Source organism: Planococcus salinus, from assembly GCF_003719725.1.
Taxonomy (GTDB): domain Bacteria; phylum Bacillota; class Bacilli; order Bacillales_A; family Planococcaceae; genus Planococcus; species Planococcus salinus.
Genome location: NZ_RIAX01000007.1, coordinates 1 through 21,155, shown reverse-complemented (window position 1 = coordinate 21,155; position 21,155 = coordinate 1). Strand labels below are relative to the sequence as shown.

The following is a 21,155-nucleotide window of genomic DNA, read 5'->3' as shown; positions in this document are numbered from 1 at the left end:
CGTAAATTCAAAAGAAAATCCATCCTCTCTTATCTTTCAAAACAGTTGCCTGTTTTGCTGGATGTAGCACCTTTCCATGCCGCTGCATGAATGGTTGCCGAGCTTCATAGGGCCAGTCCCTCCGCTACTCTTGATAAGAGATTATCAGCTAATTCAGTTATTGAAACGTTAATACATAATTTAGCGCATCACTAAATTAAAGTCAACACTTTTTATATTTATTATTTTTTCATTTTGTTATCTATTGTAGTATATGATTAATAAAAGACTGAAAGGATGATTTGAATGAAAGATTCCACCCGGATTCATTATGCAAACGGCTCTACCGGCAAGGTGATAGCTGCCCGGTTATTGCCAGGGACAGACCTGATGACAGGGATTGAAGAACTTTGCTCGGCAAATGACATAACGTATGCACAGATTTCAACGTGCTTCGGCAGCTTTCAGAAATCAGGATTTTTTTATTTGGTGCCTGTACCGGACTCGAAACTGGGCGCTGGGTACGGGGAATTGATCTCCAAAGAAGGTCCCATTGAATTTCTGAACGGCACAGGGCTTGTATGCCAGCGGGACAGCGAATACGAAATCCATCTCCACGGTACCATGTGCGACCAACAAGGAACAGTGTTCGGCGGCCATTTAGTGAAAGGGGAAAACCCTGTGTATACAGTCGATTTGCTGATAACGGAAATTCAAGGCATGGAATTATTGCGACAGTTGGACGCAGAAAGTGGAGTTAATCAATTTTACCCTGTCACCAAAGGACAAAAAGAAACCGCATTCATCGAGGTTTCGAAAGACTGAAATTATTCTGTCTTTTGTTGTGAAAGTCGTATGTTTTTGCTATATTGGTATAAGTTCAATTTTTTGAGATTTTGGACCAGACATCTAGGAGGAACAGTATGAAAAGAAGCATAAAAATGGGCAGTGCGTTTATCGGAATCATCGTGGGAGCTGGTTTCGCTTCCGGTCAGGAGATTCTTCAATATTTTACAAGCTTTGGTTACCTTGGCATTATCGGAGCATTAATATCCACCGTTTTGTTCGCCTATCTCGGTATGAGCCTGACCCGTCTCGGCAGCGTGATGAAGACCACTTCACATCGCGAAGTGATTTACGGGATCAGCGGAAAATGGATTGGCCGAATCGTGGATTACATAATCATCCTTACCTTATTTGGTGTTGGAGTGGTCATGATTGCCGGAGCAGGCTCTATTTTCTCCCAGCAGTTCGGCCTTTCCTCCGCACTCGGAAGCACAGTAATGGCGATACTGGTTATTTTGACCATTATGATGAATGTCCAGAAAGTCATTGCCGTCATTGGAACCATCACACCTTTTCTCGTTTTTACCGTCATTGCATTAATGATTTATAGCCTAACCACGATGGAGCTGTCATTTGCTGAGCTTAACCCTTTGGCCAAAGAGCAGATTTCAGCAGTCCCTAACTGGTTCCTGTCGTCCATCAATTATGTATCATTTAATATTGCTGTCGGAGCTTCTATGGCTATCGTCATGGGAGGCACGGAAAAAGATGAAAAAGTCGCAGCCCGTGGTGGACTTATCGGCGGCCTCGGCATCGGGGTTCTGATTTTGTTGAGCCATTTGGCGCTTTTCTCGAAAATCGATTCAGTCGGCGGCTCCGAAATGCCGATGCTGCAAATTGCCGATGATATTTCTCCAATCCTTGGATTTTTCATGTCCTTCATTCTTTTCGGTATGATTTACAATACGGCTGTCAGCATGCTGTTTTCATTCTCAGCCCGTTTTGTCGTAATGGGTACCAACAAATTCAGGATTTTTGTATTGGTTGTCGGAGGTATCGCTTATGTATTGAGTTTTGTAGGCTTTACATCACTCGTCAATATGTTCTATCCGGTCGTCGGCTATCTTGGGCTTTTCCTTGTCGGAGCGCTGATTTTCTCTTCATTCAGGAAAAAAGTAAAACCCGTTGGTCTTACCGGACCTGCAAACCGTCAAAGCGTGCAATAACGCTTTGACGGTTTTTTCATGTTATGGTTTTAACAGAGCAAATCAGAAGGAGCGATTGTTAATGAATGCGTTTGTCAAAACTCCGGAACAACAGAATTTGATCGGGCAGATCAAATCGCTCACTCCCGCTTTCCAACAGCGGGAAGCTGAGCTGGATGCTTTCGGTTCATTTCCATTTCAAAACATCGAAGAGTTAAAACAGATACAATACCACAAACTGACGCTTCCGACAGAATACGGTGGTCAGGGCTTTGGCTTATACGAATACATACTTGCCCAGGAAGCCATTTCAGAAGCCTCCGGCGAAACCGGCTTGTCGATTGGCTGGCATGTGGGCATCCTGCTCGAGTATGCTGAAAACCGGCACTGGCTCCAGCAATCTGCTGACTGGGTGTTGCAGGAAGTGCGTAACGGAGCACTGATCAATACGGCGGCTACTGAAAACAATGCCGGCAGTCCGGCCCGCGGAGCTTTGCCGCGGACAACGGCGATTCGCGACGGCAACGACTTGATTGTCAATGGGGAAAAAACGTATGTTTCCATGTCACCAGTCCTCGACTATATCTTCGTCACCGCAGCAATGGAAAATGGTGAAGTAGAGACTGTCATCATACCAAGAAATGCTCCTGGGGTGTCCTTTGAAGAATCATGGGATATGCTGGCGATGAGGGGAACGGCAAGCCATACGCTTGTACTGGAAAATGTCCGCGTCCCCGCTTCTTTTATATTAAAATCACCATCAGTGCCGGCAGGCGCCAAAGGCTGGCTGCTGCACATTCCTGCCTGCTATATCGGAATTGCCGCAGCTGCGCGAGCTTATGCCGTCGACTTTGCAGCAACGTATACACCGGCTTCACTGGAAAAGCCTATTGCCGAAGCACCAAACATCCGACAAACCATCGGAGAAATGGAACTCGAACTTGTTACTGCCCGCCACCTTCTTTATGGCACTGTAGAACGTTATGAGAACGCCGCCGATAAAAGCTCGATGGGTGAAGCCCTCAATGTGACAAAAATCGCAGTGACCAACGCCGCCATCGGTATCGTCGACAAAGCCATGAAAATTGTCGGATCCCGCGCTTTATCCCAATCCAATCCAATGCACCGCCATTACATGAATGTCCGTGCCGGCCTTTATAATCCTCCAATGGAAGATATGGTCAAGAGCCAACTGGCAGGAAAAGCAATCGAAGCTTTCACAAAAAGAAAGGTGGACTAACAAATGACGACAAAAGTATGGATCAACGACACGGAAATTGAAGCATTGAACTTTCAGAAAGAACAAGTCAGCGGCTCTTCGGGACAGCCGCTGCAAAAAATCAAATTCGATTTTAAAGTGACAAGCGAGGAATATCACGATATTGCAGTACTGCTCTATGGAATGGATTTTCGCATCAAAGTGCCTGAAGAAGAGTTGGATTTTGAAGCCAGCATCTCCAATTATTCAACTTCCATCACTAATTTGTACAAAGAAGGCCAGACAGCCGATTATTATTTGGAGCTGATCGAAAAAACATAAACCAGGCGATAAAACCCCGGAACCACGTTACGTGATGGTTCTGGGGTTTCTCTTTAGCTTCTCTTATTTCTTTTGAATTTACTGCCGGAGTTTTTGCTTTTCAATTTCTGTAATAGTTCGTTTGCCTGCTCCGTTTTTTTTGCGGAAGTGGTTTCATCCAGGACAATGGAGGTGACTTCATCGTTTTCCAATGTAATGTCAAACCAGGAATCCACGTCGCTTCCTGCCGGCAAACGTTCCATCGGCAGAACAATTTCCTGCTGCAGTTCTTCGAGCAGGATCACAGCGCGTCCATCGTCTTCAATCCGATCGAGTGTCCCTTTCATTCCGTCACCCCCCTGTACATACTAGGCCTTGCGCCTTTATGCGATCAATCGTCCCTTGACCGATGCCTTTGATTTCCTCAAGATCATCAATTGTTTCAAATGGACGTCCGCTGATGATGTCTTCAGCGTAGGCAGGCCCAATGCCTTCGATTTCCTGCAACTCTGCTGATGACGCGACATTCAGATCGATGCAGCGATTCACTCCTTCAACCGGCACACCTTCCCGCTCGGCGCTCACGGAATAACGCTCTCCATCTGTCTCCACAATCACAGTCCCATTGACATCGGTGCCATACACGACTGCTCCTGCATTTTCAGCCGCAGCAATCACTTCTGCGTGAGGATGCCCGTATGAATTTTCGGCGCCCGCACTGTAAATCGCCACCTCTGGAGAAACCGCCTGCAAAAATTCAGAGCTGGTTGACGTATTGGATCCGTGATGCCCGAGCTGCAAAATCTCTGCATCCAAATCAAAACCGGCATTTACCATTTCCTGTTCTTCCTTCACCCCGGCATCTCCCGTAAACACAAAATCAACCTCTCCATAAGTCAGTTTCAGGGAAATCGATTCTTCGTTCGCCTTTCCGGTAATTTCTTCGGGATAAAGCACATCAATTTGAATGTCCCCGATATCGAATATCTCTCCTGCTCTGGGTTCGTAATAGTCCGCACCGCTGGAATCGATCGCTTCAAGTGTCCGGATAAATACATCCGATGTGCTTGTATTTCCGGACATCCACACTTCCCCGACTTCGAACTGCTCCATGATGCGGTCCATTTGGCCAATGTGGTCTGCATCCGGGTGGGTACCGATTAAGATATCGATCTCTGTAATGTCCTGCCCATGCAAATAATCGACGGCAGCACTTGAATTCCAATTTCCGGTATCAATCAAAACAGTGAAGTCGTCTGATTTCACCAACGTCGCATCCGCTTGTCCGACATCAATAAAATGCACTTCCAAATCGGCTGCAGGTTCTGCCTTTCCCATTGATTGTTCCGGTCTGTCGGTTTCCTGAAGACATCCGGCAAACAGAAAGCAAATAAGAATTATATGTAAAATAAACAAGAGGTTTTTCAACAATTCACCTTCTTTCTCAAAAGAAGTTTATCACAACTGGCGAAAAGACTCCTTCCTCAAAACGCTTCAGCGTTTCGGGAGGAGACGAATCTCTGGCCTGTTTTTTTCAAATAGTCCGTCTATTTATTTGCGAACGTGTGTTCGTTTTGGTATGCTGATGGAAATAGGAAAACAAGGAGGAACCTTTCGTGCCCATCCTTTCCATCAAGCTGCCGCTGTTTGAACCGACACACGCCAAAATCCACCTGTACGAAGACATGCGCGCGTCTTTTTCCGAAGCCTGCAACGTGGCAATCCGTGTGAAACGGGAAAACCCGGAGTCCAAGGCTTCCGAAATCGACCGGACACTCGCGCCCATCCAGTTGCCGTCCACGTTGCGACAGGAAGCGCGCAAGCTGGCCTGTTCCCGCTATGCGGACTGGAAGAAACACACCAAAACGAAAGGGTTCCCACAGTTCCGACAGAAAATCGCCATCCCGTTCAACAACCAGAACTGGCATCTCCGCTTCGACAACGGCTTTCTCAAACTGGGCGTTCCAACCGCAGACGAAGGGCGGTTGACCGTGGAGAAGTACGTGCCACTGAAGACGAACGCCTATACGCTATTCTGGGTGAACTATCTCTTGAGTGGTGAAATGGATGAGACGTCGAACTACTACAATCCATCCATCAACCCGGCGATCCAGCCGAAGAAAGGCAGCGGCCAGCTGTTCTGCAAAAAAGGGACATGGTATTTCTCCTTTGCCCTCTCATTTGAGATGAAAGGTTCTCTCACGAGTGGCAAAGCGATCGGTGTCGACCGCGGACTGAAGGCTATTGCGGTGGCGGGAGATCAAACAACCGGTGAGTATCTACTGTTTTCCGGCAAACGAATCGGCCATGTCCGCCGGAAGTTTTCAAATTTGAGACGAACGTTGATGCAGAAGAAAAACCAGAAAGCGCTGAAGCGGCTGAAGAACAAGGAACAGCGCATCATCCATTACTGGAATCATGTGATTGCGAAAGACATCGTGGCGTTTGCGAAAACACAAGGTGCATCCATCATCAAGATCGAAGACCTGAAAGGCATCCGCTCCATGAAGAGATACTGGAAACGCAGCGACCGGAATGTGAATTCCTGGGCGTTCTTTGACCTGGAAACGAAACTGGCGTACAAAGCCGAGCTAGCCGAGCTGGTCGTGCAGAAAGTCAGTCCGTTCAAGACGAGCCAGGAATGTGCTGCGTGCGGCACCACCTTGAAGACGAACCGAAGAGGTTCTCGCTACACGTGCTCTTGCGGCTACCGGCACAACGCGGACGTCAACGCGAGTTTTGTCATCGCCGCCAGACCACCGATTTCGACTGCGGTAAACTGACCGCTGCGAAGAGTCTTATACCCTTCGCAAGGCGCCCGACTGCGCTGTACACCTGCCCCGCTGAGTCTCTACCCGTACCCCGGTTCAACCGGCGAGCGGGACGGAGAGGAGGGAAAGGTAACCATTCAACGAAGAGGGTCCCGATCAATGGCTCCTTTGTTGGAATCCCCTTCCTCAAAAATCTGCCAGGATTTTAGGTGGGGGGAGGATGTCAACACAATTGCAATAGAACGGGAAAAGCTTCCCGTGGAACAGAATAAAAGAAGGCTGCCGGGTTTCTCGACAGCCTCTTGTTTATTATATTTCACGTAGACATATAATCGCCGCCGTTTATGTGCAGCACTTGTCCAGTCATATAGGAATTCTGCGGATCCGCCAGAAAGACGAAGGCTTTTGCCAATTCGTATGGCTGCCCCGCACGTCCTGCCGGCACATCTTCTCCAAAATCATCCGCTACATTCGGGTTCAAATCACCGAAGGTTTTTGGGATGAGCGGCGTCCATATCGGTCCGGGCGCAATCCCGTTCACCGCAATTTCCTCGCGCACCAGACGCCTGGCGAGCGCCCGTGTCATGGAAACCATCGCTCCGTTCGCTCCCGAATAATCGATTAAATCGGAATGTCCCCGGTATGCATTGATCGAAGCGGTATTGATGATGCGTGCGCCTTTCTTCAAATGAGGAAGAGCCGCTCGGGTGAGATAGAACATAGCGAATGATTTGATCTCAAATGTCTTCAGCATTTGTTCATCCGTAATATCAAGAGGAGAAGTTTGCGGATATTGATAGCCTGCGTTGTTCACCAGGATATCAATTTGGCCAAATTCATCCAATGCGAAGTTGACGAGTTTCCCGCAGTTGTCCGATTTGCTCAAATCACCACTCAGTGCTTTGGCTTCGCTGCCGTAATGCCTAACCAGCTGCACGGTTTTATCTGCCCCTTCGTCATCATCCAGGTAGCCGATCACCACTTTTGCCCCTTCTTTGGCGTAGGCAATCGCCACTGCCTGGCCGATGCCGCTGCTCGCTCCCGTCACGATTGCCACTTTTCCTTCGAGTACGCCGCTTGCTTTATAATCTTTTAAATCCGTATTGTCAAAGGTGTCCTGCGCCATGTTTCGTCCTCCTTACACTCCCGTTTTTCTCAATGAACGCTGAAGTTGCCATACTTCATCCGAATATTGCTGAATGGTCCGGTCACTCGAGAAGATGCCTGAAGCCGCTACATTTTTCACTGCCATCTCCAGCCATTTCGACGAATCTTGATAAGCTTCCACTATTCGCTCATGGGCTGCCGCATAGCTTTGGATATCTTCCAGAACAAAAAACGGGTCGTTATCATCCAGCAGCTGTTGTGCAATGAAAGACCCATGCTGCTTGCCACCGGTCAAGTCTCCATTGATCAATTCTTCCATCAATTGTTCGATTTCCGGATTCTGCTGAATAATCTCTTTTGCATGATAGTTTCCGTCTTTTTCGTAACGCATCACTTCCTCTGACCGCAGTCCGAAGAGAAACGCATTTTCTTCTCCTGCCTGTTCAAAGATTTCCACGTTTGCTCCGTCAACCGTTCCAAGTGTCAGGGCTCCATTCATCATGAATTTCATGTTCCCGGTTCCCGAAGCTTCTTTGGAGGCGGTCGAAATCTGTTCGCTGACTTCAGCTGCAGGAATCATATATTCCGCATGGGATACATTGTAATCCTCCACAAAGACGATGTGCAGGTGCTGTTTTGCCAGTGGATCATTATTCACTTTTTCCGCAACGGTATTGATCATCTTGATGACTTGCTTGGCAAAATGATAACTCGGTGCCGCTTTCCCGCCGAAAAAGAATGTGCGGGGATAAGGGCGATACGAAGCATCCCGTTTGATCCGGTCATACAGCATCTGCACATGCAGGATGTTCATCAATTGCCTCTTGTAACCATGAAATCGCTTGATGTGTATATCAAATATGGAATCAGGATTCACCACGATATCTTGCGTGCGTTCAATGTGATAAATCAAATGATCTTTTTTCAACCGCTTGATCGCTTGAAAATCCTGAAGAAAGGAATGGCTCTGCGCAAAGTACTTCAGTTCTTTCAAGCGTTCCGGTTCTTTTGTCCACTCGGGCCCAATTGATTCTGTGATCAATTCGGACAGTTCCGGATTTGCTTTCAATAGCCAGCGCCGATGCGTAATGCCATTTGTCTTGTTGTGAAATTTAGTTGGAAACTGTCCATACAGCTCTTTCAATTCCCGTTTCTTTAAAATTTCCGTGTGAAGTTTGGCCACTCCATTCACCTTGTAACTTCCGACGACCGCCAGTACAGCCATTTTGACTATGCCGTTGTCGATGATGGATAATTTATGGAATGCTTTTTCGTCCATATCCTGCGATTCCAAACTTTCTTTAAACCGCCTATCGATTTCTTCAATAATCATGTAAATGCGTGGAAGCAAAGGCCGCAGCAATCGGATTTCCCATTTTTCCATGGCCTCTTCCAGAATGGTATGGTTGGTATACGAAACCGTGCGAACCGTAATATCCCAAGCGTCCTTCCAGCTTAAACCTTCTTCATCCATCAATACTCTCATCAGTTCCGGCACTGCCAGCGCAGGGTGAGTGTCGTTGATTTGGATTGCAATGTACTCCGGTATTTCATGAAGCTCGAAATCACGGTTTTTCAGAATGGTTTGGATGGAAGCGCTGCACAGAAAATACTGTTGCTTCAATCGCAGGATTTTTCCGGGGTCCAGTTGATCGTCAGGGTATAGACGGTCAGAGATCGCTTCGGTTTCCTGCAGGTACTCATCTTTGGTTTTGGATGAAGGAAGTGGCTGATTGGAGGGTTCCGCCTGCCACAGGCGCAATGTATTGACCTGTTTGCCCGAAGCTCCGACTACCGGCATGTCATAAGGCACTGCTTTCACCCACTCAGCATTGTTTAATGTCGGGTGGCTCCATTCATCTTTTAAGCTGATTTGAACTTCACCGTAAAAAGGGATTTCTATTGCCAAGTCTTCCCTTCTTACATCCCATCCATCCGTTTCATCAATCCACTTTGTCGGTCGCTCAGTCTGGAATCCGTCGACAAAATGCTGCGTGAACAAACCGCCTTTATACCGGATACCATAACCATGACCGGACATCTCCAGCGATGCCAATGAGTCCAGGAAACAGGCAGCCAACCTTCCAAGCCCTCCGTTGCCCAGCCCTGGTTCCGGCTCCATCTCTTCCAGGTCCGTCAAATGAAATCCGAGCTCCCTTAAACCATCCTCGACCATGTCATGGATCTTCAGATTTTGTAGATTTTGTCCCAGCATTCGACCAACTAAAAATTCCATGGAAAAATAGAAAAGCTGTTTTTTGTGTTCCTGCCGATCCAGCTTTTTCGTGTATTCCCAATTTTCGTGTACATGGTCACGTACCATACCGGCAAGCACCGAATAAGCTGCAGCATGATCCTTTTTACCGTCTCGCTGTTCCAAGTGGCGTCTGAACGTCTCTTTGAATTCTTCTTTGGAATGGAACATCCATTATCATCACCTTTCAGCGACTCCTGCGTATACCTCAGCATATTCTTTTGCCGATCGGGACCAGGAATAATCGCCTTGCATTCCGTTTCGTTTTATCTTATCCCAATGACTGGACTGCTGATACATCGTCAATGCCCGTTGAATAGCATCATCGAATGAGTCGCCTTTTGAAAAATCACTTAAAAATCCATTTCCTGCTTGCTGAGCTGCATCGTATTCGTGGACTGTGTCTTTTAAGCCTCCTGTTTTATTGGCCACCGGCACGGTTCCGTAACGCATGGAAATCAATTGGCTGAGCCCACACGGTTCGAAATGGGATGGCATCAAAAAGATATCTGCTCCTGCGTATAAAAGGTGCGCCAATGGCTCATCAAAGCCAATATAAACGGCTGCTTTTCCCGGGAAATCCGTGGCCAGCTTCTGAAAAAACTGTTCGTACTGTTCTTCTCCTGATCCCAGCAAAACAAACTGCACATCATTTTTCTCCAATATCCCCGGTAACGTTTCTTTTAAAACATCGATCCCTTTTTGGCCTGCCAATCTGGAAATCATCGTCAGCAATGGAATGTCGCCTCTTTGGCGGAAGCCGAACCGGGATTGGACAGCCCGCTTATTAACCCCTTTTCCTTCCACTGAAGTGTAATCGAATTCCATCTCGATCGCCAAATCCGTGGCCGGGTTATAAAAAGACGTATCCAACCCATTCAGGATTCCTTGTAAATCTGCTTTTCTTTTCTGAAGAAGCGGATGCAGCCCTTCTCCGTACTGTTCGGTCAGAATTTCATCGCGGTAAGAAGGGCTGACAGTCGTCACTTTGTCTGCAAACAGGATTCCGGTTTTCAGCATGTTCAAGTTGCCATACCACTCGACTCCTTGTTCATTGAAATACTGTTCGTCCATTTGCAGTGAAGCTGTCAATAACTCCTTTGGAAAAACGCCCTGGAACTGCAGGTTGTGAATCGTTAAAACGGTCTTCAATGCCCCTTGTAAGTCCTTATACCGGTGATCTTTTTCAAGCAAAAACGGAATCAATGCCGTATGCCAATCATGAAGATGCAGGATGTCCGCAGGATATTCCCGGTTTTGCAGCACTGCCAATACCGCACGGCTGAAGAAAGCGAAGCGTTCGCCGTCGTCCGCCTGCCCGTAAATTTGCTCACGCCCGAAATATCCGTCATGTTCCACAAAAACATACCGGACTTCGTGCTGTACCGTTGTAAACAGTGCACTGCTGACCATCTTTTCGGCAAAAGGAACCGGAATTTCTTCCCCTCGCGAAAACTCTGCTTGCTGCTCTTCTGGAATCACACTGTATTTCGGGAGAATAACGGTCACGTCATGCCCCAATTTCGCCAATTCTTTCGGCAAAGAACCGACTACATCTGCCAGGCCGCCGGTTTTGACAAAAGGAATGCATTCCGACGCAGCCATCACAATTTTCATATAGCATCCTCCTTCATCACATGCTCGCCTTTACGCAGTACAATCGGCTTTTCTTTCGTTCCGTGAAGAACGGTTCCCGCTTCGATGCGGACATCTTTATCCGCTATCACATACGATAAATCGCAATCTTCCTCCACCACGCATTTCTGCATAATGATGCAATTTTCCACTCTTGCGTTTTGTTGAATGATCACAGCGCGACTGATGATGCTGTTCCGGACAATCCCTTCCAGTTGGCCGCCATTTGCGACGAGTGCACTTTTGACTGATGACCCTTCCATGTAGCGTGTCGGCGGTTCATCTTTCACTTTCGTATATACGGGACGGTCCGGCAAAAACAGGCTCCGCCAATGAGGCTCTTCCAACAACTTCATGGATTCAGCGAAATAGCTTTCCTTTGAATTGATGATTGCATGATACCCGGTGTATTCATATTGGTTATAGGTGTAATAGTTCTTTTTCAGATTAACGACGTCTTCCACACTGATGACCCGCTGCTGGCGGAAAGTCTTGATCATGTGGACCAACAGGCTCTTTTCCAATATATATGTTCTCAACGATGTGCCGTTGCTCACTGCTTCTGTAACGTCCGCTCCTGAAGCCAGATGATCATCCAGCATCTCATTGTAGTCCAACTGACACACCGTAAAGCAATTTGTTATTACTACGTACTGCTGCCTGCTTTTTCTGAAGAAATCCATATGCTCTTCGAGTGCTTCGAAATCGCCCACACCGAGATGATTTCCTTTGCGCAAACCGACCGGAAGGAAAAACAGCCCTTCTTTTCTTCGGTCCAAATCCCAGCTTTTCCCCATTCCTATATGGTCAAGCAGTGAAACAAAAGGATAAGAAGGAAAAATGCCAACGGAATTGATATTCGAATTCACTACATTCGATAAGACAAAATCAATCAGGCGGTACCGGCCGGCAAACGGCACAGAAGCAACGGATCGGTACATGGTCAAATCTTCCAATCCCGGAATGTTCACCGAAGCATCCACTACTGCTACTAAACGCATTACTCGTCACTTCCTTTCCATTCGGCGATAAGTTCTTCAGTCACCAGCACGACTTCCCCGTCTTTTCCTTCTGCCTGAAAACCATCCGGAATGATGAGATTTGGTGGAATAATCGTGCGGATCAGTGTTGCATCATGCCCGATTACGACACCGCTCATGGCTACACTTTCCGAAAGAGACGATCCGGTCCGCAATTCAACGTTTTGGGAGATAATCGAGTTTGACACTTCCCCTTCAATGATGCACCCTTCATTCACGAGTGAGTTTTGGATTTCTCCATTTCTCGTGATCACCTGCGGCGGCAGCTGAGGATTCGAAGAATAGATCCGCCACGCTGAATCGTGTAAATTCAAGCCTGAATCGCTTCTCAGCAAATCCATATTGGCTTCCCATAAACTGGCGACGGTACCGACATCTTTCCAATAGCCCTTGAAAGGATAAGCAAACAGTTTTTCTTTTTCGCTGAGCATCAGCGGAATAATGTCCTTCCCGAAGTCATGGGTGGATTCTTCGTTTTCCACATCGATTTTCAAGTACTTTTTCAGCTTCTGCCAATTAAAGATATAGACGCCCATGGAAGCCAAATTGCTTTTCGGCTTTTCCGGTTTTTCCGCAAATTCTTTCACTTTCATGTTCTCATCTGCTTCCATAATACCGAAACGGCTGGCTTCTTCCCAAGGCACTTCAATGACCGAGATTGTCACATCCGCATCATTTTGCTTATGGAACTCCAGCATCAACTCATAATTCATCTTGTAAATATGATCCCCGGATAAAATCAGGACATATTCAGGGTCGTACTGTTCCAGAAACCGCAAGTTCTGATAGATGGCGTTTGCTGTACCGTCATACCATTTAATGCCTTCTTTTTCTGCGTAAGGAGGCAGCATTGTAACCCCTCCATTGCGCCTGTCCAAATCCCACGGTGTACCAATTCCAATATAATGATGCAGGATATGGGGTTGATATTGCGTCAGGACACCGACAGTATGAATTTCCGAATTCAGGCAATTTGATAAAGGAAAGTCGATGATCCGGTACTTTCCGCCGAACGGGACAGCCGGCTTGGCAACCGTATACGTCAATTCTTTTAAACGGGTTCCCTGCCCGCCCGCCAATAACATGGCGACAATTTCTTTTTTCACTTGGCCTCGCCTCTTTCCCTTTTTGGTTTCCATACGCACATAGCAAATGCCGGCAACTCGACTTTGATGGAATGGGTTTGTTCATCCGCTGGAATATCCGTCGACCGGCAAACCGTTTCTGTGGCTTCTGTACCGCCTCCATACATTTTATGGGCTGTACAAAACACTTGTTCATAATCTCCTTCTGCCGGTACACCAACCGTGAACTCTGCATAATCACGGTCGGAGAAATTGCACACAACAACACATTCATCCTGTGGCAAAAAGCCCCTGCGAATAAAAGATGCCACACTTTGCTCGTGATTGTTGGCATCCAACCAGGTAAATCCTTCTCGCCGGTCATCCAATTCGTATAATGCTTTTTCGCTTTTATAAAAAGCGAGCAGCTCTTTCGTGAATGTGGCCATCTGTAAATGCTTTGGTTCCTTCAGCAAATACCATTCCAATTCCGGTTGGAACTTCCATTCTTCAAATTGACCGAATTCCTGCCCCATGAACAATAATTTCTTCCCTGGAAAAGTGATCCAAAACCCAAGAAGCAGCCGCAGTTGATGAAACTTCTCTTCGATGGTCCCCGGAAACTTGTTCAATAATGAACCGCGGCCATGGACAAATTCGTCGTGCGAAAAAGTAGAGATAAATCGGTCATTGTAATAATAGATCATCGCAAAGTTGATCTTTTTATGGGCATCCGGCCTCTCGGATGGCGGCAGTTGCATATAATCCTGAGTGTCCCGCATCCAGCCGAAATTCCATTTATAATGGAATCCCACGCCTCCATCTTTCACATCTTTTGTCACATCCGGATAATGCCATGCATCTTCTGCGATTAAAATGGCGTCGGGGTAGTGCTGCTTCAAACTCGTTGTCAAATTCCGGAGAAAATCAGCCCCTTCGTCATTATGGGGCCTCTCCGGACGGTTCGGGATAAAAAGCAGGTTCACCAAAGCGTCCATCCGCAACCCATCAAATTTAAATTCACTTAACCAGTAATGGGCACTGGACAGGATAAAGCTGACGACTTCGCCTTTTTGCACGTCAAAGTTCAGCGTCCCCCAGTCCGGATTTGTCCGGCGTTCGGGTCTGGCCTCTTCATATAAATAAGTGCCGTTAAAACACGCCAAAGCATGATCATCTACGCAAAAATGGCCGGGTACCCAATCGAGAAACAAGCCGATTCCATTTTCTGCACATTGTTCTACCAGATATTTCAGGTCATCTGCTGTCCCGTAACGGATGGTGGGCGCAAAAAACCCTGTTGTCTGATAACCCCATGATTCGTCCAACGGATGTTCTGTAATCGGCAGAATTTCAATATGGGTAAACCCCAGCTCTTTAATATAGGGCAGCAGCTCATCAGCCAGTTCCCGATACGACAAAAACTCGCCTTTGTCGTTGCGCTTCCATGTTCCTATATGCAACTCATAAATCGTCATCGGCTTTTCGTAATGATTCGTTGCAATATTTTTCTTTTGATGCAGCGTCGAGTCCGACCAGACGTGCCTTGAATTTTCAGAAACGACCGACCGTGTTTTCGGCCGCATTTCCCCTCGCTGCGCATAGGGGTCTGATTTTCTTAGGATTTCCCCATCCGCAGCAGTAATTTCGTATTCATACCGCACATCCACCATTCTTTTTGGAATACTGACTTGCCATACGCTGTTATCCAGTGGATGCATCTGCATGTCAAAACGTTCTTCCTGGAGCTCCCCGGCATCAGAACAAACAACCGTCACTTTTTTCACGTCCGGCGCCCACACTGTAAATACGGTTGCATCTTGGTCAAGGTGAACACCAAAGTATAAATACGCATCGATCATTCGGCCATTATGGAAATCCGCCAATTTTTCCTGTGTCAATAATTCAAGCTGCTTAATCAAAATTGCACCTCCATCAATGATCATTTCCATGTCGGTATCATTCCTAACAATATTCGCTGCAGAGCTTGGCAATCCCTTGTGAATATACAAAATTATTGGAAGAATGAGTATTTTCAAGGAAAGTTGTTCGCTATTTTTACATAAATTGCGGAGATCCGCCCCTTGTTTGGCAGGTATTTTTCAACTACGATTAGGAGGATCACTTTCAATATAAGAAAGGGCGAGGACAATTGCAGAAAAAAAGATGGATCCCCTTGCTTCTATTTTTCAGCTTATTGCTGGCCGGATGCGGATCGGCAATTGAAGATCCTCTGAACTGGGAAATAGAAGAATTTACATTTATAAATCAGGATAGGGAAGATATAAGCTTGGACGATTTACAAGGAGAGGTTTGGCTGGCTGATTTCGTCTTCACCAACTGCACCACAGTATGTTTGCCGATGATGGCGAACATGACGGATTTACAGGAGCAATTAAAAGAAGAAGGGCTGGATGTACGGATTGTTTCCTTCAGCGTGGACCCTGAAGTGGATTCACCGGAAGTATTGAAGTCGTACGCTCAAAGTTACGGCGCTGATTTATCATCCTGGGATTTATTGACGGGCTACTCGCCTGAAAAAATCGATGAATTTGCCATTCAAAACTTTAAAGCTCCTGCCCGTAAACCAGAAAATGATGATCAAGTGCTTCATGGCACCTCATTCTACCTGGTCGATAAAAATGGTGTGGTGATGAAAGATTATAATGGGGTCAATCCGCCAACAGATGAAATTATAGCGGATGCCAAAATCTTGCTTGCGGAGGAATAATACATGAAGCAGAAACTGACGATTGCAGCTGCAGTGCTGTTTGCAGGAGCCCTGGTCGCATTGCTCTTCCTTCCGAGGGATAATCAGCCGGGACCGGATACACGGGTGGTTCTGGAGCATAATTACCGGACCTATATCGCCCCTTCTTGCTTCCAGGAGGCTGACCCGACGAATTTTCTGGAAGAATCAACGCTCGAACATGCACGGGAACTGGGCTACCCTCCTAATGCCGAGTGTACAGAAAAAGCTTTTGAAGGAAACAATGACAGCCGGTTTGTCAGCTTGATGAAAGAGCTTGGCGTAATGGAGAAAGAAGCAACAGATTGGTGATGAAAGAAAAGCGCAAGCGCCCGGGTAGCCCCGACAAGCGCTGGAGGGCTTGAAAGTAATGGCGCTTTTTGCCATTGCTGGCAAGACCGAAGCGACCTCGAGGGGCTGGGCGCTGGAGTCTGGACAATAAGAAAAGCAGGCAAAGAAAAAAATCTTTGCCTGCTTTTTATTTCCACTCTGCTGCAATTACTTTTACACAAACCGGCGCTGTTGTCGGAACCGGTTCACCTTGCAGGCAGGGCAGTCCTTTGTCTGAGATTTTCAAAATGGTCAATAGATCCGATTCTTCGTTGGCGGCTACCATCCATGGAGTTTCTGGAACCACTGTGAAATGACGCGGCCCTTTTCCGCCGGAAGACGCAAAACCGATCGTTTCCAACTGTCCGTTTTCCTGGATGGTAAAAGCTGTGATGCTGTCATGGCCGCGGTTGGACGCATAGAGGTAGCGGCCATCCGACGACACGCAGACTTCAGCGCTGGTGTTTTCTCCTTTGTAGGATTCCGGCAGTAACGAAACCGTTTGGGTGAGGTCTAATTCGCCTTCAGCATTCAAGGTATAAACGGCCAATGTCGAGTTTAACTCCCCCAATGAGTACACGAAGTTTTCAGACGGATGAAAAGCAAGGTGCCGCGGACCCATTCCAGGATGTGCTTCTGTCACAAACTTTAAGTTCAGCTTGCCCTTCTTGTCGTCCAGTTCGTATGTGTAAATCTCATCGGTCCCCAAATCCGATACAAAGAATAAGGGTTTTCCGGGTAGTTGAAATACTGAATGAGGATGCGCTGCGTCCTGACGTTCTTTATTGGGCCCTGTCCCTTCATGTTTTACGGAATCTGCCAGTTCTCCCAGGGAGCCGTCAGTATGCAAAGGGTACAGGTTCACATTTCCTCCCGAATAATTAACGGCTATTGCCCACTTCCCCGTTTCATCGATGCAAACGTGAGCAGGATGGTCGCCGTTTGACTTCTGGCGGTTGATTTCGGAGATGCTGCTTGACCCGGTATCCAACTTGTAAGATACCAGCTCTCCATCCCCCACTTCACTCGTGGCGATGAAATTTTTTCCATTCGGGTGAACTGCCAGAAAAGATGGGCGTTCAATGCCTTTGGTTGCTGCTAGCGGGTCAATGGAGCCGGTCGAGCCATCAAATTTCCATAACTTGATGCCTTCTTCTGCTGCAGTGGAATACGAACCGGTAAGCAGATAAGTTCCTGTCATCAAAATCCCTCCAAAAAGTTTTATTAATCCATGAATTTATCGGTCGTGTGATGTAAAGTAAGTTAGAGATGAAATATCACAAAGCCTAATCCTATAAAGAAATGAGTGTGTGCATTGAGAAATTTCGGATTGTCCATCAGAGAAAAAAGTATTGTTTGCATTGGTTTCATGGGTGTAGGGAAAACAACTGTCGGCAAAATGCTTGCCCGCAGGCTGTACCGTAATTTCATTGATGTTGATGTGGAAATCGAAAAGGAGTTTTCCATGCCGATTCCTCAAATATTCGAGACGTATGGTGAAAAAGCCTTCCGGGAAAAAGAAAAAGAATTGATCCGGAAATTCAGCCAACAGCCTCTGAATGTCATTTCGGTCGGCGGCGGTGCTTTTCTGCAAGAGGAAATCCGGGAAATTTGCATGACCAATTGTGTCGTCTTGTTTTTGGACATCACTTGGGAATCCTGGAAAGAGCGGATTCACATTCTTTCAGACAGCCGCCCACTTCTGAAGGGCAGATCCCTGGAGGATATTGAACGGCTTTTCTATGAAAGACAAAGTATTTATTCGTTGAACCATTCCACATTACAAGTGGACAATTTCCAGGCAGAAGAAGCGGCAGAGTACATTGCTGATGCACTGAAATTGTCCTGGGAGATTCATGCTCCTCACTCAAATTAATAGCAGGTTTTCACATAAAATAACCGCCTTCTCAACTGGCAGAAGGCGGTTGTTTGCCGTTTTTATGCGGCTTTACAACAAAATGACGGTCTGAATATACAATTGCACCATACAATAAAAGACGATGGCGAATTTCAAGTTAAAGTGCAAGCCATTTCTCAAACCGCTCAGTCCGTTGACACTGCTTAAAATAATCAGCGGCATTACAAAAGGAGACAGCAGAATCGAAATCACGCTTCCTGAAGTTACTGACAGCACAATCAGTTCCGGCGGATACGGAAGTGCCGCCCCCTCCAATATCCCTGTCACCAATACAATCGCCTGTAAAGGTCCTAGCCCCACAAATCCCATGAAAATGACGATGAACGGAATGAGGAACAGAATATTCAAGACGGGTACAATGGCAGTCAGGTAATTCATGCCGTTGATTACATAACTCCCCACCCCTGACTGGTTCAATGAAAAAATCAGTAACCCGGCAGCCAGGAGTATACTGAATTGCTGAGCCTGGTTGGCGATGCCGCGGGAGAAATACATTTTTGTATCGCTGACGATGCTCTCCTTTCTTTTTTTAATGAAAAAGTAAAGAAAGGTCCACACAAAAATCACCAGTGGAATCACCAGTAAAAATTCCAACCCCCAAATCTCATGAACGATGAAAATGGTGCCGAACAACGAGATGAACAGAAAAACAAATTCGATGACATCCCTGTTCCATCGACCTGTATTGCGTGAATTGCGCATCGCTTTATCAATTTCCACCTTCAGTTCAGACGTAAAATCGACGTCGTACTTCTTCTCCTGAAAAGACATGAAGATCACTGAGAGGACAGTGCCGGCGAACGCAAAAAGAAAACCATACAGCATGGATTTCCACAGAGTGGCATTCAGCGCTTCAACAGCAAAGATAAAACTCGGAATGCTGATGACCCACATGGTGGAAAGAGCGAAGGATCTGAGAATGGCTGTTCCTTTAAAATGCTCCCACGCTTCCCCTTTTTGTTCTTTCAGAAAAGAATCGATAAAACGATACATCATCGGCACCGCTCCAAAAAGGAGAAAATGCGCGATTACCTGTGTCATCGCCATTAATCCAAAATAAAACTTATGGCTTTTGTTCAACAGGTTATGAGCAAAACTCATAATTTCCTCAATATATGGTTCTTCTTTCAGAACCCAACTGATCATGGGGACGATAAACAATAACCCGACCAGATTACGCATTTGCCGCAAGCCTTCTATCATTCCATTCCAGCTGGAGTCGCTCGTTAAAACAAGAATGATCACAGCCGTCAAAATCAGGAAAAACTGCAACTTCGCCCGATTGAACGGCAACAACCAGAATGCGAAGGCCAAAGTGAAAATACCAAGAATGGACAATAACAATTCAAAAGATGGCCACTCGGCAAAATAGGAAATAAAATGCAGCAATGCATACAAACTGATGAAAATAGTAAAGCCTTTCGCTGCTATGGTTTTCATTACAAAACTCCTTTGACCAATTTCATGGCAAGTTCCTCCCTATTTTACACCTTTCCAGCAAAAATGGTTGTCCTTCTCCGTTGATTCCTTTTGGAATTCTTTAAAAAACAGAAGTTTTAAGACGCTTAAAAAGGCTATACTACTAAGACACCGGTCTTTCGTACCAGTTAACTTTAACGCAGATGTGTATGGAAAATTTTTTTATTTTTCATACATATTTGCAATATGCGAAATCCGATATATCAATTATAATTAAGCTAGGTTTCGCCGTTCTTCTGGCAGCCTTCACCCGGGATTCTAACTCGTTGCACAGTTTTGAATTTCTGAAATCATCTGCTCGCTTATCGAGAGAAATACGGCTTTTAAAAGCATAGGAGGAATAGAAGTGAGTTTAACTAGAGATTTTTTTATCGCATTGTCCAAAAACCAATTACTGAACAGCGGTGCAAAAAAATGGGGCTTAAAGTTAGGAGCCGGTAAAATGGTTGCCGGAACCGATATTGACAGTATGATGAAGTCTGTCAAAAAATTAAATGATGATGGAATCAGTGCAACGATTGACAATCTGGGAGAATTTGTATTCAGCAAAGAAGAAGCAACAGAAGCGAAACAGCATATCATTGAGACGATGGAAGCCATCCATGCATATGAAGTGGACGCGCATATGTCCGTAAAATTGACGCAAGTCGGCTTGGATGTAGACCAGGAGTTCTGTCTTGATAATATGAGAGAGATACTGACAATTGCAGCAAAATATGAAATGTTCGTTAACATAGATATGGAAGATTATGCTCATTTGCAGCCAACGCTCGATGTTCTTTATGCCTTGATGGAAGACTTCAGCAATGTAGGGACGGTCATCCAGGCATACCTTTACCGTTCGGAAAAGGATCTGGAAAGGCTGAAGAACGTACGATTGCGTTTGGTTAAAGGGGCTTATAAAGAAATCGAGGAAGTGGCTTTTCAAAGCAAACAGGAAATTGACGAAAATTATTTGAAGCTGATTAAAATCCATTTACTGGATCCCGGCTTCACTTCCATCGCTACACATGATCATCGCATCATCAACGAAGTGAAGAAGTTTGTGAAAGAACATAACATTTCAAATGACCGTTTCGAATTCCAAATGCTGTACGGTTTCCGAACTGAATTGCAAAAAGAATTGGCGGCGGAAGGATATGCCTTTACTACTTATGTACCGTTCGGTCAGGACTGGTATGGATATTATATGAGACGCTTAGCGGAACGGCCACAGAACATCAATTTGGCGTTAAGGGGCCTTGTGTCTAAGTAGAATCGAGTAGAGGGAAAATAAGCTGACTTATTTTCGCCCCTCTCACAACACCGTACGTACGGGT

The 21,155-nt window shown here is 46.2% G+C and carries 19 protein-coding genes and 1 riboswitch; of the genes, 9 read left to right on the top strand and 10 right to left on the bottom strand.

Annotation, left to right across the window (positions count from 1 at the left end; genetic code table 11):
• Positions 1 to 26: 26 nt before the first annotated feature.
• Positions 27 to 140, bottom strand: a riboswitch (SAM riboswitch).
• Between the two features lie 145 nt (positions 141 to 285).
• The 4 genes from EEX84_RS10375 (at position 286) to EEX84_RS10360 (ending at position 3,510) form a co-directional block, all read left to right on the top strand.
• Complete coding sequence (locus EEX84_RS10375; protein ID WP_123165571.1) at positions 286 to 804, top strand: PPC domain-containing DNA-binding protein; 519 nt, start codon at positions 286 to 288, stop codon at positions 802 to 804.
• Between the two features lie 98 nt (positions 805 to 902).
• Positions 903 to 1,991 carry a YkvI family membrane protein gene (locus EEX84_RS10370; protein ID WP_123165570.1) on the top strand — a complete coding sequence of 363 codons (1,089 nt, stop codon included), beginning with the start codon at positions 903 to 905 and terminating at the stop codon, positions 1,989 to 1,991.
• A gap of 61 nt (positions 1,992 to 2,052) precedes the next feature.
• Entirely contained in the window at positions 2,053 to 3,210 is a 1,158-nt protein-coding gene (locus EEX84_RS10365; RefSeq protein ID WP_123165569.1) for an acyl-CoA dehydrogenase family protein, read from the top strand.
• Positions 3,211 to 3,213: 3 nt separating this feature from the next.
• Positions 3,214 to 3,510: a DUF3219 family protein gene (locus tag EEX84_RS10360; RefSeq protein WP_123165568.1), complete on the top strand. Its 297-nt coding sequence runs from the start codon at positions 3,214 to 3,216 to the stop codon at positions 3,508 to 3,510.
• Positions 3,511 to 3,563: 53 nt separating this feature from the next.
• Here EEX84_RS10360 and EEX84_RS10355 read toward each other — a convergent pair whose 3' ends face one another.
• Positions 3,564 to 3,836: a DUF3006 domain-containing protein gene (locus EEX84_RS10355; protein ID WP_123165567.1), complete on the bottom strand. Its 273-nt coding sequence runs from the start codon at positions 3,834 to 3,836 to the stop codon at positions 3,564 to 3,566.
• Between the two features lie 4 nt (positions 3,837 to 3,840).
• Positions 3,841 to 4,827, bottom strand: a complete 987-nt coding sequence (locus tag EEX84_RS10350; RefSeq protein ID WP_123165724.1) for an MBL fold metallo-hydrolase — start codon at positions 4,825 to 4,827, stop codon at positions 3,841 to 3,843.
• Between the two features lie 278 nt (positions 4,828 to 5,105).
• On the opposite strand from EEX84_RS10350, the gene EEX84_RS10345 reads away from it, so the two are divergent.
• Positions 5,106 to 6,272: an RNA-guided endonuclease InsQ/TnpB family protein gene (locus EEX84_RS10345; RefSeq protein ID WP_123165566.1), complete on the top strand. Its 1,167-nt coding sequence runs from the start codon at positions 5,106 to 5,108 to the stop codon at positions 6,270 to 6,272.
• A 304-nt stretch (positions 6,273 to 6,576) separates the two neighbouring features.
• Here EEX84_RS10345 and EEX84_RS10340 read toward each other — a convergent pair whose 3' ends face one another.
• Genes EEX84_RS10340 through glgB form a run of 6 tightly spaced genes read right to left on the bottom strand, consistent with a single transcriptional unit; the run spans position 6,577 to position 15,312 of the window.
• Positions 6,577 to 7,386, bottom strand: a complete 810-nt coding sequence (locus tag EEX84_RS10340; RefSeq protein WP_123165565.1) for an SDR family oxidoreductase — start codon at positions 7,384 to 7,386, stop codon at positions 6,577 to 6,579.
• 12 nt (positions 7,387 to 7,398) lie between these two features.
• On the bottom strand, positions 7,399 to 9,792 hold the full coding sequence (locus EEX84_RS10335; protein ID WP_123165564.1) for a glycogen/starch/alpha-glucan phosphorylase: 2,394 nt from the start codon (positions 9,790 to 9,792) through the stop codon (positions 7,399 to 7,401).
• Positions 9,793 to 9,801: 9 nt separating this feature from the next.
• On the bottom strand, positions 9,802 to 11,238 hold the full coding sequence (gene glgA, locus EEX84_RS10330) for a glycogen synthase GlgA (RefSeq protein ID WP_123165563.1): 1,437 nt from the start codon (positions 11,236 to 11,238) through the stop codon (positions 9,802 to 9,804).
• A complete protein-coding gene (locus EEX84_RS10325) occupies positions 11,235 to 12,257 on the bottom strand; it encodes a GlgC family sugar phosphate nucleotidyltransferase (RefSeq protein WP_123165562.1) in 1,023 nt (340 codons plus the stop codon). The genes glgA and EEX84_RS10325 overlap by 4 nt, the downstream gene beginning before the upstream one ends.
• Entirely contained in the window at positions 12,257 to 13,402 is a 1,146-nt protein-coding gene (locus tag EEX84_RS10320) for a glucose-1-phosphate adenylyltransferase (RefSeq protein WP_275669731.1), read from the bottom strand. The genes EEX84_RS10325 and EEX84_RS10320 overlap by 1 nt, the downstream gene beginning before the upstream one ends.
• Positions 13,399 to 15,312, bottom strand: coding sequence for a 1,4-alpha-glucan branching protein GlgB (gene glgB, locus EEX84_RS10315; protein ID WP_240033958.1), 1,914 nt, complete (start codon positions 15,310 to 15,312; stop codon positions 13,399 to 13,401). Before glgB ends, EEX84_RS10320 begins: the two co-directional genes overlap by 4 nt.
• A gap of 200 nt (positions 15,313 to 15,512) precedes the next feature.
• On the opposite strand from glgB, the gene EEX84_RS10310 reads away from it, so the two are divergent.
• A complete protein-coding gene (locus EEX84_RS10310) occupies positions 15,513 to 16,091 on the top strand; it encodes an SCO family protein (RefSeq protein ID WP_123165560.1) in 579 nt (192 codons plus the stop codon).
• Positions 16,092 to 16,094: 3 nt separating this feature from the next.
• Entirely contained in the window at positions 16,095 to 16,421 is a 327-nt protein-coding gene (locus EEX84_RS10305) for a hypothetical protein (RefSeq protein WP_123165559.1), read from the top strand.
• 166 nt (positions 16,422 to 16,587) lie between these two features.
• Here the strand turns inward: EEX84_RS10305 and EEX84_RS10300 are convergent, their stop codons facing one another.
• Positions 16,588 to 17,640 (bottom strand): lactonase family protein, encoded by a 1,053-nt coding sequence (locus tag EEX84_RS10300; RefSeq protein ID WP_123165558.1) that lies wholly within the window; start codon positions 17,638 to 17,640, stop codon positions 16,588 to 16,590.
• Positions 17,641 to 17,754: 114 nt separating this feature from the next.
• Here EEX84_RS10300 and EEX84_RS10295 point away from each other — a divergent pair, with 114 nt between their 5' ends.
• The gene (locus EEX84_RS10295) at positions 17,755 to 18,315 is read left to right on the top strand and encodes a shikimate kinase (RefSeq protein ID WP_123165557.1); all 561 of its coding nucleotides are present in this window, start codon (positions 17,755 to 17,757) and stop codon (positions 18,313 to 18,315) included.
• Between the two features lie 72 nt (positions 18,316 to 18,387).
• On the opposite strand, the gene EEX84_RS10290 is transcribed toward EEX84_RS10295, so the two are convergent.
• Positions 18,388 to 19,797 carry a hypothetical protein gene (locus EEX84_RS10290; RefSeq protein ID WP_123165556.1) on the bottom strand — a complete coding sequence of 470 codons (1,410 nt, stop codon included), beginning with the start codon at positions 19,795 to 19,797 and terminating at the stop codon, positions 18,388 to 18,390.
• Between the two features lie 385 nt (positions 19,798 to 20,182).
• Here EEX84_RS10290 and EEX84_RS10285 point away from each other — a divergent pair, with 385 nt between their 5' ends.
• Positions 20,183 to 21,091, top strand: coding sequence for a proline dehydrogenase family protein (locus EEX84_RS10285; protein ID WP_123165555.1), 909 nt, complete (start codon positions 20,183 to 20,185; stop codon positions 21,089 to 21,091).
• Positions 21,092 to 21,155: the final 64 nt, after the last annotated feature.